The organism is Novosphingobium sp. EMRT-2, from assembly GCF_005145025.1.
In the GTDB taxonomy this organism is placed as follows: domain Bacteria; phylum Pseudomonadota; class Alphaproteobacteria; order Sphingomonadales; family Sphingomonadaceae; genus Novosphingobium.
Genome location: NZ_CP039695.1, coordinates 3,135,943 through 3,149,155, shown reverse-complemented (window position 1 = coordinate 3,149,155; position 13,213 = coordinate 3,135,943). Strand labels below are relative to the sequence as shown.

The window sequence follows — 13,213 nt, the reverse complement described above, 5'->3', positions numbered from 1 at the left end:
GCGCGGCGGTGTGCGATGCCTGCGTGACTGGCCGCCCACCATGCCAACCGACTACTCGCAACAGTCGGTTCTGGCGGTAATCCCGCAGCGGTCCGGTTTGCTCCAGCCCCGCCGAATTGTACTCGGATCTTCATGATGCAGCGGGATCGGTCCGGGGATCGGTAGTGACGAGCCCGAAAAACGTGGCGCCGGCATTGCCTGGAGGATATTGTCGATCTCCCGATAGACGCCTCGCGCTGCCATATGAGGATGGCGCGCCGCTTCGTCCGGATCAAGCACGGGGGCAAAGCAGGCATCGCTGCCTTCCAGCAGTGTGCGCCATTCTTCCCGTGTCCGCATGGCGAATATCTCGCTAAAACGCTGCTTGAGCTCGGGCCAGGCATCACGATCATAGCCGTCGTCAAAACTGCTATCGCCGGCCAACCCCAGCTTTTTGCAAAGCAGCGCATAGAACTTGGGCTCGAGTGATCCGACTGAGATGAAATTCCCGTCGGCGCACCGATAGGTCGAGTACCAGTGAGGGCCGTCAAGGATGCTGCAGCCGCGTATGCTGGCAACCTGGCCGGCGGCCTTCAGGCTCAGGAGCAAGTTCATCATGTGAGCGCTCCCATCGACGATCGCGGCGTCAACCACTTGCCCATTCCCGGTATCCCGCGCGTGCATTGCCGCTGCGAGGACGCCGATGGCCAAATAGAGCGCTCCACCCCCAATATCGCCTACCAGGCTTGGCGGCGCCATTGGCGGTTCACCGGGATGCCCAGCATACCAAAGGGCTCCTGACAGCGCGATATAGTTGATGTCATGGCCGGCCGCTTGGGCGAGAGGTCCCTGCTGCCCCCAACCCGTCATGCGACCGAATACAAGGCGGGGGTTACGCGCTAGGCAAACCTCGGGACCAAGGCCGAGCCTCTCCATCACCCCAGGCCGCATGCCTTCGATCAGTACATCGCCCCTTTGGACGAGATCCAGGACATGCGCGACGCCTTCGGGGGACTTCAGATCCAAGGCAATTACACGTTTCCCGCGGTTCACAATGGCGCCGCTGCCAAGATCGATATTTTCGGAGTTAGGGCTTACGCGTTCAATGACGACGACATCGGCGCCAAGGTCGGCCAACAGCATTCCGCAAAACGGCGCCGGGCCGATGCCCGCAATTTCGAGTATTTTGAGGCCTGCAAGCGGACCAGTTTTCGTCATTCAGGCATACCTGCGTCTGAGACCTTGGCGCTTTGATCCAGGCCGTTTCGCCGCTCCAGATTTCGAGACGGGTTGCAGTCGTGCTGGGCGGCAGTGTCGAAAGTAAGATTGGCAAAATGACCTTGATTCGCCTAATTCATTCTCTGGAGCAATTATTCCTGTGGGGCATGTCCATGCTCGATTCTCGCCTCAAGCATGCCGTCGCGGTTGGTCAGCTTCGTTCCTTCTCCAGGGCAGCGGATGCGGTTGGTGTCACGCAGTCGGCGGTGACCAAGAGTGTCGCTGAACTCGAACGGCATCTTGGCTATTCCCTTTTCCATCGGACCTCACGGGGCGCGATGCCGACAGAGGAGGGACGCGAATTTATTGATCGCGCAGCGCGCTTGCTTGCCGACGCAGCTGAACTACTCGGAGATACAGCCCGCCGCGCCGACGCCTATGCGGGCCCGCTTCGAATCGGACTGTTCCCAGGGTCAATCGACTGGTTGCTCACCCAACCTCTGGTTTCTTTGCTGCGGCGCCATCCGGCAGTGCGCGTCGAAGTCGTTTCGGGCAACAGCGAAAGGGGCGTGCGACTCCTGTCGCGCGGCGATATCGATGTCGCCTTTGGACTTGAAGCGGCCTTTGCACGCTGGCCGGAATTCAAGTGCGAGCGGGTCGCCTCGATCGAAATACTGCCTTTTGTGCGGAACAATCATCCCATTCTGGGGATAAACCCGACCAGCAAGGAGCCGCTGGTCCAGTTCGAATTCGTAGTGCCCTCATCTTCCGAACCCTACACATCGATCATTCAGCAGATGTACGAAAAAAGCGGTAAGCGTCCCGCTGACTGGATCCACATGACAGACTATTTTCAATTGGTTCGACGGATCGTTGCCACATCCGATGCTATCGGGATGGTTGCAAAACAGTTCACCGAGAACTCATGGTTTCGCGCCAATTTCGTGGCCTTGGAGGGAATCGGTTTATTCGATCCATTGACGCTTTGTTATGCTGTGCGTAGCCGCTGGCAGGTAAAACCGGCTGGCCGTGCGCTCGTCAGCCTTGTTCGTCAGGCATGGCGCACCGCATCATCGGATTAACGGCAAGGGGGCGGGGTGCGATCGGAAATCCGCTGCATCCGTCGCGATCAGCTAGAGCATTTCGCGCAGAAGTGGGAACCGGCTTTCCGGCAGGAAATGCTCTAGCAAATTGATCTTGGGCATTTTCCGAGTTGGCGGGTGATTCCACTCGCCTCGAAAATGGCCTAGAAGCTAATCGCCACTTCTCCGCCGATGACGCGCCCCCTGTTTAGCGGTGAAAGGCTTGCACCCGTGCCCCCGAAGGCCGCCGGCAAAGGTGTATCGCCGCCAATCGTCACCTCATTCAGGAGGTTTCGGCCATAGATGGAGAAGCGCCAGTGCTTGTTGTCGGTCGCCAATGTGAGGCTCGCATCGAGCATATCGGCGCCCTGAAGGAAGCCGACTGTTGAGTTGCACTGAGAAGTGACCCGGGATTTTCATTGAGAAGTGACCCGGGTGGGCGTGGATGATGTGCTGCCTGCGACGAGCAGGGTCAAGCGGGTGATTTGTCCTTTCTGGATTTTGGGGCGGCGGAACTGGCTCTGAAGCGGAAGCTGTCATTGCCGGTTTCAAGGATATGGCAATGATGCGTGAGGCGATCCAGCAGGGCGGTGGTCATTTTGGCATCGCCAAAGATACTGGACCACTCGCTGAAGCTCAGGTTGGTGGTGATAACAACGCTGGTCCGCTCATAGAGTTTGCTGAGCAGATGGAACAGCATGGCCCCGCCTGAAGGGCTGAAGGGTAGATATCCCAGCTCATCAAGGATGACGAGGTCGAGGCGCAACAGACGCTCGGCCAACTGGCCCGCTCTGTTTGCGGCCTTTTCCTGCTCCAACGCATTGACCAGATCGACGGTGGAGAAGAAGCGGATCTTTTTGCGGTGATGCTCAACCGCCTGGACGCCCAAAGCCGTCGCGATGTGGCTTTTGCCGGTGCCTGGTCCGCCGATCAGTACGACGTTGTCGGCGCTATCCATAAAGTCACCACGGTGAAGTTGACGCACGAGCGCCTCGTTGACCTCACTGACGGCAAAGTCGAAGCCTGCCAGATCCTTGTAGGCCGGGAACCGGGCTGCCTTGATCTGGTAAGCAATGGACCTGACCTCCCGCTCGGACATCTCCGCCTTGAGAAGCTGTGAGAGGATCGGAACGGCAGCATCAAAGGCTGGCGCGCCCTGCTCGATCAGATCACCAGCGGCTTGCGCCATGCCATACATTTTGAGGCCACGTAGCATGACAACCACAGCGGCGCTGGCCGGATCATGACGCATGGCGTAACGCCCTCAGCGTGTCGTAGCGTTCGACATCGGCAACAGGCTCCTGGGCGAGGCGCAGGGCCTGCGGGGCATCGATTGGGGATGCCGGTGGAGCCTTGCCATCGATCAGGCGGTGCAGAACATTGAGGATGTGGGTTTTGGTCGGCACCCCAGCTTCGAGGGCCAGTTCGACGGCGCTGAGCACAGCCTGTTCGTTATGCTGTAGAACAAGGGCGAGGATTTCGACCATCTCCCTGTCACCACCGAGCCGCTTGAGCAGATGCCCCTGCAGTTGCCGGAAGGCTTCGGGCATTTCGAGGAATGGCGCCCCATTGCGCAAAGCGCCAGGCTTGCGCTGAACAACTGCCAGATAGTGCCGCCAGTCATAGATCGTCTGCCCCGGCTTCTGGTGAGAACGGTCGATAATCCGGTTGTGCTCGCACAAGATTTGCCCCTCGGCCGCGATGACCAACCGATCAGGATAGACCCGCAGGCTCACTGGCCGGTTCGCAAAGGATGCAGGAACGCTATAGCGATTGCGCTCGAACGCGATCAGGCAGGTCGGCGACACGCGCTTGGTATGTTCGACAAAGCCATCGAAGGCCCGCCCCATCGGCATCAGGCTGATAATCTCAACGGCGTGCACATCGGCAACTGTGCCGGGGAGGACGCCATGCTGGATTTCTCCCCATTGTGCGATGCACCGCTCTTCCAACCAGGCATTGAGGGCATCAAGATCTGGGAAGTTGGGCATTGGCTGCCATAACCGTCGACGCGCATCCTGAACGTTTTTCTCGACCTGACCTTTCTCCCAGCCTGAGGCCGGATTGCAAAAATCCGTTTCGAACAGGTAGTGGCTGGCCATGGCAGCGAACCGCGCATTGACCTGTCGGACTTTGCCCTGGCCGATCCGGTCTACAGCCGTCTTCATATTGTCGAATATTCCACGCTGAGGCACGCCGCCCAGCACCCGGAAGGCCTGCGTCAGTGCGTCGAACAACATCTCGTGCGTTTGCAGCAGATAGGCTCGCGTGATGAACGCCCGACTGTGGGAGAGCTTGGTATGGGCCACCTGCAGCTTGGTAGGCCGGCCATTCAGAAGGGCGTAATCTTCACTCCAATCGAACTGAAAGGCCTCACCGGGCTGGAAGATCAGCGGTACGAATGTGCCGCGCCCACTGGTTTGCTTTTCATATTGGCGTTCGGTCTTCCACGAGCGGGCGAAGGCGGCAACACGGCTGTATGATCCCTCGTAGCCCAGCTTAACCAGATCTGCATGTAGCTGCTTGGCTGTTCGCTTCTGTTTGCGCGACTTGCCAGATTCCACCCGCAGCCACGTCGTCAGTTTTTCTGCAAACTGATCAAGCTTGCTCGGCCGTTTGGGAACCTTGAACGTCGGCTCCACCGCGTCATCGCGCAGATATTTGCGGATCGTGTTGCGCGATAATCCAGTCCGCCGCCGGATCTCGCGAATGGGGATGCCTTGCCGAAAATGCCAGCGGCGGATCACACTGAGTAGGTCCATGTCGATCACTCCGATGCCTCCTGACTGTCAGCCAGGGGCGAGGAAAACATGGGTCAATTCTCAGTGAAAACTTATAACCCTCCCGGGTCACTTCTCAGTGCAACTCAACAAAGCCGACGTTGTTGTCGGTGAATGCCGCCTTGTCGCGATGCGTGAAGCTGACACGCGCCGTTGCTGTCCCCAATTCGCCAAGCTGCTGATCATAAGTCAGCCCCACGCCATAGGTCCATGGCGACAGCCTTGGCAATTTGAGCGCACGATCCACATCGTTGATGACGCCATCACCGCTGAGGTCGAACTGGACGTTGCGATACTGGCCATTCACGTAGCCGAGCTGACCCGAAATCACGAGGTTGGACAAAAGAAAAAACTGCCCCTCGGCCTCGACGCCTTTGATTGTGGCGTCGGCGGTGTTCCGTATGACCTGGCTGACGCCAAGCGGTCCGGGCAGGTTGATCTCGCGCTGCAGGTCCTTCATGCGATTGTAGAAGGCCGCCAGGTTGATCCGGTGGCGCCCGAATTGCTTCTTGGCGCCGAGTTCGAAACTGTCCTGGGTCTCTTGATTGAATGGCCCCGGCGGCACAGCGGGATCGGTGTTGCGCAAATTATATCCGCCGCTGCGGAACCCGCGCGTGTAAAGGCCATAAATCTGCGTGTCGTCATCCGGCTTCCACTGAAGGCCGATTTTCGGCGTAAACCCTCGCCATTTTGCCGCGTCGGCGAAATTGGTTGCACAGATCAGCGTGTCTAGATTGCAACCATTTGCGCGTAAGGCCGAGACCCGAACGGCTTTGCGTTCCCAACTATACCGCGCGCCGAGATTCAAGGTCAGCGTATCGGTGAAATGCCAGTCGGTCGAAGCAAAAATGCCCCATGTTGTCTGGTCTTGCGTACCCCCACCGGAAACGATCCGAGCACCGCCCAAAAGATTCCGCAGCTCGGCGTAACGAAGATCCTGGGAAAAATAGTATAGACCGGTTGTCAATTCGACGTCACCGAACCTTCCGGCATAACGAAGTTCGTCGCTGAGTTGATCCTGGTCGATTTCGAAAAAGGCATGAAAGAAGGACTGTGGTGTTCCATCGATATCAGCGCCCGCGGAGGATCGGAATTTCCGATAGCCAGCGATGTTGGTGAAGACGCCTTCGCCCAGACCGACATCGATGTTGGTTTCCACGATCGCCTGGTCCCATTTGGCATCATAGAAACCTGGGAAATTGATCGAAAACCTGAAGCTGTCGCGGGAAACAGCGCGTGACTCTGGACAGGGGCTCCATCGCTTTCGACATCGCCATGCTCATAGCGGAGATCCATTCGGAAGCGGTCGCCACCCTTGAGCGAAAGTGCCGGGCGAATGATAAGGTCATGTGATTTACCGAAGCTGCGATTGTCGAAGCGGTTGCGAAACCAGCCATTGTCGTCGCTGTAGTAGACGGCCAATTTGGCAGCCAAAACGTCATCGACGATAGGTCCGGTAACCGTGCCGCTTACGGTCTTTTTCAGTCCCGTTTCAATGGATAGCTTGGCTTTGGCTCCAAAATCGAAGCTGGGCCGCGTGGTCCGCACAACCACGGCACCGCCGGTAACGTTGCGACCGAAAAGCAAGCCTTGCGGTCCACGCAGAACTTCGATCCCCTCAAGGTCGAAGTTGTCCAGCACGACACCAGCGTTGATGCCGAGGTAAATACCGTCAGTGAAAACGCCTACGGTGGGGTCGATCGATGGGATCGTGCTGTTGATGCCGAGGCCCCGGATAGTGAAATTGGCATAGCCCGGTGCCGTACCCACATCCTCGAGCTGGACGTTGGGAACGTCGTAGCTCAGACTTTGAAGATTCTGGACGAACTTGGCATCCAGCTGCGCTTCACCAAAAGCCGTGACCGCCATCGGTACTTTCTGCACGCTTTCGCCATAGCCCTTTTTGGTGGCGGTAACGACAATGTCCTCAGCCAGCGCTTCCGTGGCGCTCCCGGTTTGGTCGTTCGCCTGGGGCGTTGCTTCCTGGGCAAATGCTGTTCCCGAGCACAACAACGCGGCAGAAGCCAATAGACATCCTCTCATGGCTGATCCTCTCTTCCCAGGAGATATTGTGTAGTTCATGCCGTTTGGCGGCATTTGAGGGCCGTCGTCCAATTCAATTCGCTGCAGAACTATTCCTGCTGCTCATCGATATCTGGCGGCAGCACGACGCCATCGGCAGCCCGACGGCCGCTCAAAAATATCATGGTAATTCATCGGGTTGATTACGCTCTCAGCGCCCGTTCTACCGCCTCAAGGCTGTCATTCAGCCCGAGCGGGTGCTCGGCATCCGTGAAGTCGACAATTCTACCCCAGTGCCGGGCGACATCATCGAGCGTGAACGCCCTGTCCGCTCCGAAGGCGTGCCCAAGCGCGCGCTCCCACCTAAGCTTGGCGATATAGCCGGCTCCAACTTCAAAAAGCCCTTTGGTTTCGCTGCAATTCTCGTGCGCAAGCCAACCGACCAATGGACTGATCGCTTCCGCTCTGAGATTGGCGAGAAACTCTTGTGGAAAGGCAGTCGCGGTCATACGCGATGCGGCGATTGGGGCGATCGTATTAACCTGGATGTTTCTGGACCGCCCCTCCTCCGCCAGCGCGTTCGCAAGCCCCAATATTCCGAGCTTGGCTGCGGCATAGTTGGCCTGACCGAAGTTGCCGTAGATTGCGGCTGCAGACGTGGTCATGACGATGCGGCCATAGCCCTTGTCGCGCAGTATCGGCCATGCTGCCTGCGTCACTGCCCGCGTCCCATTCAGATGGACCCGCTGAAGCAGTGTCCAGTCTTCGTCGGTCATTTTGTGGAAGCTCACATCGCGCAGGATGCCGGCATTGTTGATGACGACGTCAACGGTTCCGAAGTTGTCAACCGCGGCTTGGATGATCAGCGCGCCCTCCTCGACCGACGCATAATTTGCCACCGCCTGACCGCCCGTGGCTCGAATTTCGTCGACCACATTGTCAGCGGCTGTGGAGCAGCTGCCGCTCCCTTTCTCGTCGCCACCCAGATCATTCACCACCACCTTGGCTCCGCGCCCGCCAAACATCAGCGCGTACTGGCGCCCAAGTCCGCCTCCGGCTCCGGTCACAACCACTACCCTGCCATCGAAACGAAGCTCTTCGTCCATCGCTTGTCTGCCTCTTTTACCTGAGCGACGCATCTGCGCATTTGATCCTGTGCGAGTCAGGCACGCGGCTCCATTTCCGTCGACGCTGTCGTTTTCGTCTGAGCCTTACCGAAAGGCTTGAATGCCGGTCAGGGCGCGCGAAACAACAAGCTTTTGAATCTCCGTCGTGCCATCGGGGATGGGGCAAATGATCGCCTCACGCACCAGCCGCTCAACGATGAATTCGCGGGTGACGCCGTTGCCGCCATGGATCTGAAGCGCATCGCGCGTCGCTTCGATCGCCATTTCGGTGGCGTACCACTTGGCCATCGAGCATTCCGTCTCTGCGCGCGTGCCCGCCTGGACGAGGGATATTGCCCGGTGCGTCAACAGACGGGCTGCGTCGATCTTGGTCGCCATGATGGCGATCTTGTCGGCGATCAGCTGATGGCCGGCGATCTTCTTGCCATGCTGCGCGCGATCGCGAGCGTACGCGATCGCCTCATCCATTGCTCGCCGTGCGATGCCGATACTCCACATCGCCATATGGCAGCGGGCAATCTCGAACACTTGCAACGTATTGCGCAATCCATCGCCGACCCGGCCGATCGTGTTTGCCACCGGTACGCGGCAATCGGACAGGAATATCTGTGCAGTCGATTGGCCGTTGAGCGCCATCTTCTGGATATCGCGCACCTCATACTCACTCTCGTCACGATCGACCAGGATGTGAGTGACTTCATTTTCGCCAGTCTTGCACGTACAGATGAAGATGTCCGAGTAGGCTCCGTTGGTGATCCAGGTCTTTTCGCCATTGATGACCCAGAAATCGCCGTCTCGTACGGCGCGTGTCTTGATGGCGGCGACGTCCGAGCCGACATCGGGCTCCGAGATGCCGAGCGAAACGAACTTCTCGGCCGCGACGAGGTCGGCAAGATAGCGTTGCTTGATCGTCTCCGGGGCGAAGCGGCGGATGAGTTCTGCGCCAACCGCGTTGATGAAGCCGGGTATGGCCACATCGAGCGAGGAATAGGCGATCTCCTCGAAAATGAGCAGATGAGTGAGCCATCCCATATCAAGCCCGCCCCATTGCTCCTGATGCGGTGCGGTAATATGGCCATAGCCGGTCAGTGCTTGAGTCCATTCCTTCATGAGCGGTTTGGGGATGAATCGCTCCCCATGCCGGCGGATTTCCGGCTCAAGCTTGTTGTCGAGAAAGCGGCGGACGGTTTCCACCGCCATGCGTTGTTCATCGGACAGCTCAAAGTTCATATCGTGACCCCGTGTTTCCCTAGGCGCGCTCTGACAACTACCGGCCCAGGATCGTGACGGCGACCACCGCCTCTTCCACCCCGATGACACCTCCGCCGTTCTGCGCGATCGCGAACCGGGCATTCGGAACCTGTCGATCTTCCGCCTCGCCGCGCAATTGCAGCGCAAGCTCGTAGATTTGGCCGAGCCCGGTGGCGCCGATCGGATGTCCCTTGCATTCAAGCCCGCCCGACGTGTTTACCGGAATACGCCCACCCAGCGCCGTCTCACCGCGCTCTGCCGCGAGTCCGCCCTCGCCAGGCGGCGTCAGGCCGAGCGCCTCGATTTCAATGATCTCGCCAACCGCCGTGGCGTCATGCACCTCCGCGACGCCAATATCTTCTGGCCCCACGCCGGCCATCGCATAGGCCCGGTTCGCCGCAAGGCGGCTGACATGGTGGTCATAATCAAAGGGATCGCGCGCGGCGCCGGTTTGCAGCACAGACGCCAGGATTCTTAGCGCCCTGTCCGGGGCTGCCGACAGTTTGCGCCGACCGGCTTCGCTGCAGATGATCGCAGCGGCGGCGCCGTCGCTGATCGGGGAGCACATCGGCAGTGTGAACGGGTAAACGATCGGAGGCGCAGCGAGTACACTTTCGACGGTATATGGGAGGCGATACTGGGCAAGCAGATTGCGCGTCGAATGCATGTGATTTTTCGCCGAGACGGCCGCGATTTGCGCTTGCGTCGAGCCGTAGGTCTTCATGTGCGCGCGTGCCATCGCGGCGTATACATCCATGAAAACGCTGTAAGGCTGACTCGATGTCGTTCCTTCCGGAACATCGACGCCATTGCCCATGGCCAGCAGCTGCGCGCGGCCCGACTCGGTTTCATGCACGTCCCAAGCGCCATCGAATGCACTGAACATGAGCGCCTTGTCGGGCGAGTACATCTTCTCCGCGCCGAGCGCGAGTACGACATCCGCTGCCCCCGATCGAACATAGGCGGCGGCCATGTGCAAGGCCGTGGAAGCCGTCGCACATGCGTTTTCGACATTCACCACGGGAACGCTTGAGATGCCCATCGCTCGCGCCACGATTTCGCCGCGGATCATGTCCTGGCCCTCCATATGCCCCTGGACGCAATTGCCGAAGAAGATGGCTTCGACATCGCCGGCGGTGCATCCTGCGTCGGAAAAGGCCTGCGACGAAGCTTCGGCGCAGAGCATTTTCAGGCTCTTGTCGAACTGTTTTCCGAACGGGGTCATCCCAACCCCCATGACGAATATGTCGGTCATTCGTTGATCCATTCTTCCAATGTGTTCCGCATCCGATCAGGTCTCACCGGTCGGAAAAATCGGGCTTCCGCTTCTCCCGGAATGCCGCCAGTCCTTCGACAATGTCGTTGGACAAGGCGTAAGCAGCCATGGTTTCGAGTTCCTGACGCAGCCCGACTTCGAGCGAGCTATCCTGCGCAGCGCGGACTAGCTGCTTCATGTAGGCGAGCCCTGGCCGGCTCTTTTCTGCAAGAGATTCTACCAGCGCTTGCGCTGCCGCAATGAGATCCTCGGGAGCAACCAGTTGGGTCACGAGTCCGGCTTCCTTCATCTCGGCAGCCGAGATGGTCCCGCCGGTCATCATCAGATGTTTCGCACGCGCTTCGCCGATCTTCCTAGGGAGTCGAACCGACCCTCCACCGCCGGGCAACAGGCCGTAATTTGCATGGGCGTCGCCAAATCTGGCCGGGTGCGCGGCAATGACGAGATCACAGCACAACACCAGTTCCAAGCCGCCGGCGAGCGTAAGGCCGTTGACCGCCGCAATTATCGGAAGGCGCGACGTCTCGATCCTGTTAAAAGCCTGACCGAGCGGCGGCAGAAACAGATTTAAGCGTTCGGCGAGAGTTTGTCCGCCTGTTCCATCGCCAATTGCGAGCAGATCCGCGCCAGCGCAAAACGCCCGTCCGGCGCCGGTAAGAATGCAAGCGCGCACCGTCGCATCTGCTTCCGCTGCCTCGATCGCTGCGGCGAGTTCCTCGGCCAAAGCCAACGACAGACTGTTCAACGCTGCCGGCCGGTTGAGGGTCACCCAAAGCGCTGGGCCGCGTTGCTCAACCAGGATGTATTCATAGTCCATTGCAGTCTCCCGCGCGCCGGCAGGCGGTCACCGGAATAGAGGATGTGGCTAGGATGGCTGCGTCGGTCATGCCCCCGAAATGCGCCGGTCCTGGCCCGCCCAATAGGGCTCTCGAAGCTTTGAACGAAGCACCTTTCCGACATTGCTCAACGGCAGTGGCTCGGCGGTAAAAACGACCTTGCTTGGCTTTTTTGCGGAGCCCAGACGCTGGCGCACCAAATCTATTATCTCGGTCTCCGTGATTTGTGCTCCGGGCTTGACACGCACCATTGCAAGCGGCGTTTCACCCCATTTTTCATGGGGCACGCCAAAGACCGCGACCTCGAGTACACCGGGATGGTCGGCAATTACGTTTTCGATTTCGGTGGGATAGATATTGAAGCCGCCTGACACGATCATGTCGTTGTTGCGATCGAGCAGATACAAAAATCCGTTTGTGTCGATCATGCCGACATCGCCGGTTTTGACCCAGCCATCTTCCATGCGCCGGGCGGTTTCCTCCGGATCGTTCCAGAATTCCTCCATCTGGCCATTTTCGAACCGTGCGACGATCTCGCCGGGCTCGTTTGGTCCCAGCACCTTTCCGTCCTCGTTACGGATTTCGATATCGGCGCCACTCATGGGACGTCCGACCGCCCGAATTGGGGCAGAACCTTCAAATTCGCCGAACCACTCGTTGGGCCCCATAGACGCGATGGGCAGGATTTCGGTCTGTCCATAGCCCGAATGAAGAACATGATTCCCGAATATCTGGCACGACTTGCGAAGCGTCGGCTCGGAGATCGGCGCTGAAGCACTCAGCAGAAACTTCAAATTCGGAAAGTGGCGGCCATATGCCCCGTCGTGATGCACTATGGCATTGAGCATGGTGGGGGCTACAAAGGCATGGCTGATCCGTTCCTGCTCGAGAGTGTCAAGAAAGGACGCTGGATCGAAGCCGTCCATCATCACGTTGCGGGCGCCGCAATACCAGGCCGGCACGAACAGGAAGCCCGATGCATGGGACAACGGGCCGACATGCAGAATGGCATCCCCTGGGGCCACTTGGGGGCCGATGCTGAAAAATGCGGCGGAGATCGTCATCCATGAACGGTGCCGATAGGCAACGCCCTTGGGTTTGCCCGTCGTGCCGCCGGTGTGGCGGATGACACAATAGTCCTCCGGCGCGACGACGGGATCAGGATCCCGGTCCGAGGCTGTCGCCAACCAATTCTCATAGTTGTGATCGCGGATAATGATCCGCTCAAGCGTCGGAGCTTGGGCATCCAGCCCCGCCAACTCCGAAGCCAATGCCTCATCGACCAGCGCCAACCGAGATCCGGTACTCGCGATCATATGGGCGTGCGCTTCACATCGGTTGCGCGCATAGAGAGGAACACGCGTATAGTTTCCAATGGCAGCCGCCAGTATGATGTCGGCGGCCTCGATGGAGTTCTTCTCCAGCGTAGCAATCCGGTCACCCGGTTGAAGGCCGCACTCCGCAAGAGCATTTGCGAGCTTCACGCCGCGCAACCAGGCTTCCGAGAAAGTCAACCGCCTGTGGCCGTGAACGAGAGCCTCTTGCTGGGCGAAATAACGTGCGGCGCGACGTATTTGCGTACGGACGTCCATCAGCCGCGCTCCTCTAAGGCGCTCGCCCACAATGGCGCAGTCGACACATA

The 13,213-nt window shown here is 58.9% G+C and carries 12 protein-coding genes; 1 reads left to right on the top strand and 11 read right to left on the bottom strand.

What is annotated here, in order from left to right:
• Positions 1-51: 51 nt before the first annotated feature.
• Positions 52-1,197, bottom strand: a complete 1,146-nt coding sequence (locus FA702_RS15390; RefSeq protein ID WP_026108913.1) for a CaiB/BaiF CoA-transferase family protein — start codon at positions 1,195-1,197, stop codon at positions 52-54.
• 116 nt (positions 1,198-1,313) lie between these two features.
• Between FA702_RS15390 and FA702_RS15385 the strand changes: the two genes are divergently transcribed.
• Complete coding sequence (locus tag FA702_RS15385) at positions 1,314-2,279, top strand: LysR family transcriptional regulator (protein WP_208598042.1); 966 nt, start codon at positions 1,314-1,316, stop codon at positions 2,277-2,279.
• 164 nt (positions 2,280-2,443) lie between these two features.
• On the opposite strand, the gene FA702_RS15380 is transcribed toward FA702_RS15385, so the two are convergent.
• From FA702_RS15380 to FA702_RS15340, 10 genes are all read right to left on the bottom strand, one after another.
• The gene (locus tag FA702_RS15380) at positions 2,444-2,638 is read right to left on the bottom strand and encodes a hypothetical protein (protein ID WP_255504599.1); all 195 of its coding nucleotides are present in this window, start codon (positions 2,636-2,638) and stop codon (positions 2,444-2,446) included.
• A 113-nt stretch (positions 2,639-2,751) separates the two neighbouring features.
• Positions 2,752-3,531 (bottom strand): IS21-like element ISRsp3 family helper ATPase IstB, encoded by a 780-nt coding sequence (gene istB, locus FA702_RS15375; protein WP_006955904.1) that lies wholly within the window; start codon positions 3,529-3,531, stop codon positions 2,752-2,754.
• Positions 3,521-5,041 carry an IS21-like element ISRsp3 family transposase gene (gene istA, locus FA702_RS15370; protein WP_032490240.1) on the bottom strand — a complete coding sequence of 507 codons (1,521 nt, stop codon included), beginning with the start codon at positions 5,039-5,041 and terminating at the stop codon, positions 3,521-3,523. The genes istB and istA overlap by 11 nt, the downstream gene beginning before the upstream one ends.
• A 94-nt stretch (positions 5,042-5,135) precedes the next feature.
• Positions 5,136-6,128 carry a TonB-dependent receptor gene (locus FA702_RS23255; RefSeq protein ID WP_255504823.1) on the bottom strand — a complete coding sequence of 331 codons (993 nt, stop codon included), beginning with the start codon at positions 6,126-6,128 and terminating at the stop codon, positions 5,136-5,138.
• On the bottom strand, positions 6,023-7,087 hold the full coding sequence (locus tag FA702_RS23250) for a TonB-dependent receptor plug domain-containing protein (protein WP_231679520.1): 1,065 nt from the start codon (positions 7,085-7,087) through the stop codon (positions 6,023-6,025). Before FA702_RS23250 ends, FA702_RS23255 begins: the two co-directional genes overlap by 106 nt.
• Positions 7,088-7,284: 197 nt before the next feature.
• Positions 7,285-8,187: an SDR family oxidoreductase gene (locus FA702_RS15360; protein ID WP_011415065.1), complete on the bottom strand. Its 903-nt coding sequence runs from the start codon at positions 8,185-8,187 to the stop codon at positions 7,285-7,287.
• A gap of 105 nt (positions 8,188-8,292) precedes the next feature.
• Positions 8,293-9,438 (bottom strand): acyl-CoA dehydrogenase family protein, encoded by a 1,146-nt coding sequence (locus FA702_RS15355; RefSeq protein ID WP_017499968.1) that lies wholly within the window; start codon positions 9,436-9,438, stop codon positions 8,293-8,295.
• A 37-nt stretch (positions 9,439-9,475) separates the two neighbouring features.
• Positions 9,476-10,714: a thiolase family protein gene (locus FA702_RS15350; protein ID WP_011415063.1), complete on the bottom strand. Its 1,239-nt coding sequence runs from the start codon at positions 10,712-10,714 to the stop codon at positions 9,476-9,478.
• A gap of 43 nt (positions 10,715-10,757) precedes the next feature.
• Positions 10,758-11,552 carry an enoyl-CoA hydratase/isomerase family protein gene (locus FA702_RS15345; protein ID WP_011415062.1) on the bottom strand — a complete coding sequence of 265 codons (795 nt, stop codon included), beginning with the start codon at positions 11,550-11,552 and terminating at the stop codon, positions 10,758-10,760.
• A gap of 66 nt (positions 11,553-11,618) precedes the next feature.
• A complete protein-coding gene (locus FA702_RS15340; protein ID WP_026108915.1) occupies positions 11,619-13,163 on the bottom strand; it encodes a class I adenylate-forming enzyme family protein in 1,545 nt (514 codons plus the stop codon).
• Positions 13,164-13,213: the final 50 nt, after the last annotated feature.

Excerpts from the sequence above, each read along its gene's own strand:
- FA702_RS15390 (WP_026108913.1), bottom strand. The coding sequence starts at position 1,197 with ATGACGAAAACTGGTCCGCTTGCAGGCCTCAAAATACTCGAAATTGCG.
- FA702_RS15385 (WP_208598042.1), top strand. The coding sequence starts at position 1,314 with ATGACCTTGATTCGCCTAATTCATTCTCTGGAGCAATTATTCCTGTGG.
- FA702_RS15380 (WP_255504599.1), bottom strand. The coding sequence starts at position 2,638 with ATGCTCGATGCGAGCCTCACATTGGCGACCGACAACAAGCACTGGCGC.
- istB (WP_006955904.1), bottom strand. The coding sequence starts at position 3,531 with ATGCGTCATGATCCGGCCAGCGCCGCTGTGGTTGTCATGCTACGTGGC.
- istA (WP_032490240.1), bottom strand. The coding sequence starts at position 5,041 with ATGGACCTACTCAGTGTGATCCGCCGCTGGCATTTTCGGCAAGGCATC.
- FA702_RS15360 (WP_011415065.1), bottom strand. The coding sequence starts at position 8,187 with ATGGACGAAGAGCTTCGTTTCGATGGCAGGGTAGTGGTTGTGACCGGA.
- FA702_RS15355 (WP_017499968.1), bottom strand. The coding sequence starts at position 9,438 with ATGAACTTTGAGCTGTCCGATGAACAACGCATGGCGGTGGAAACCGTC.
- FA702_RS15350 (WP_011415063.1), bottom strand. The coding sequence starts at position 10,714 with ATGACCGACATATTCGTCATGGGGGTTGGGATGACCCCGTTCGGAAAA.
- FA702_RS15345 (WP_011415062.1), bottom strand. The coding sequence starts at position 11,552 with ATGGACTATGAATACATCCTGGTTGAGCAACGCGGCCCAGCGCTTTGG.
- FA702_RS15340 (WP_026108915.1), bottom strand. The coding sequence starts at position 13,163 with ATGGACGTCCGTACGCAAATACGTCGCGCCGCACGTTATTTCGCCCAG.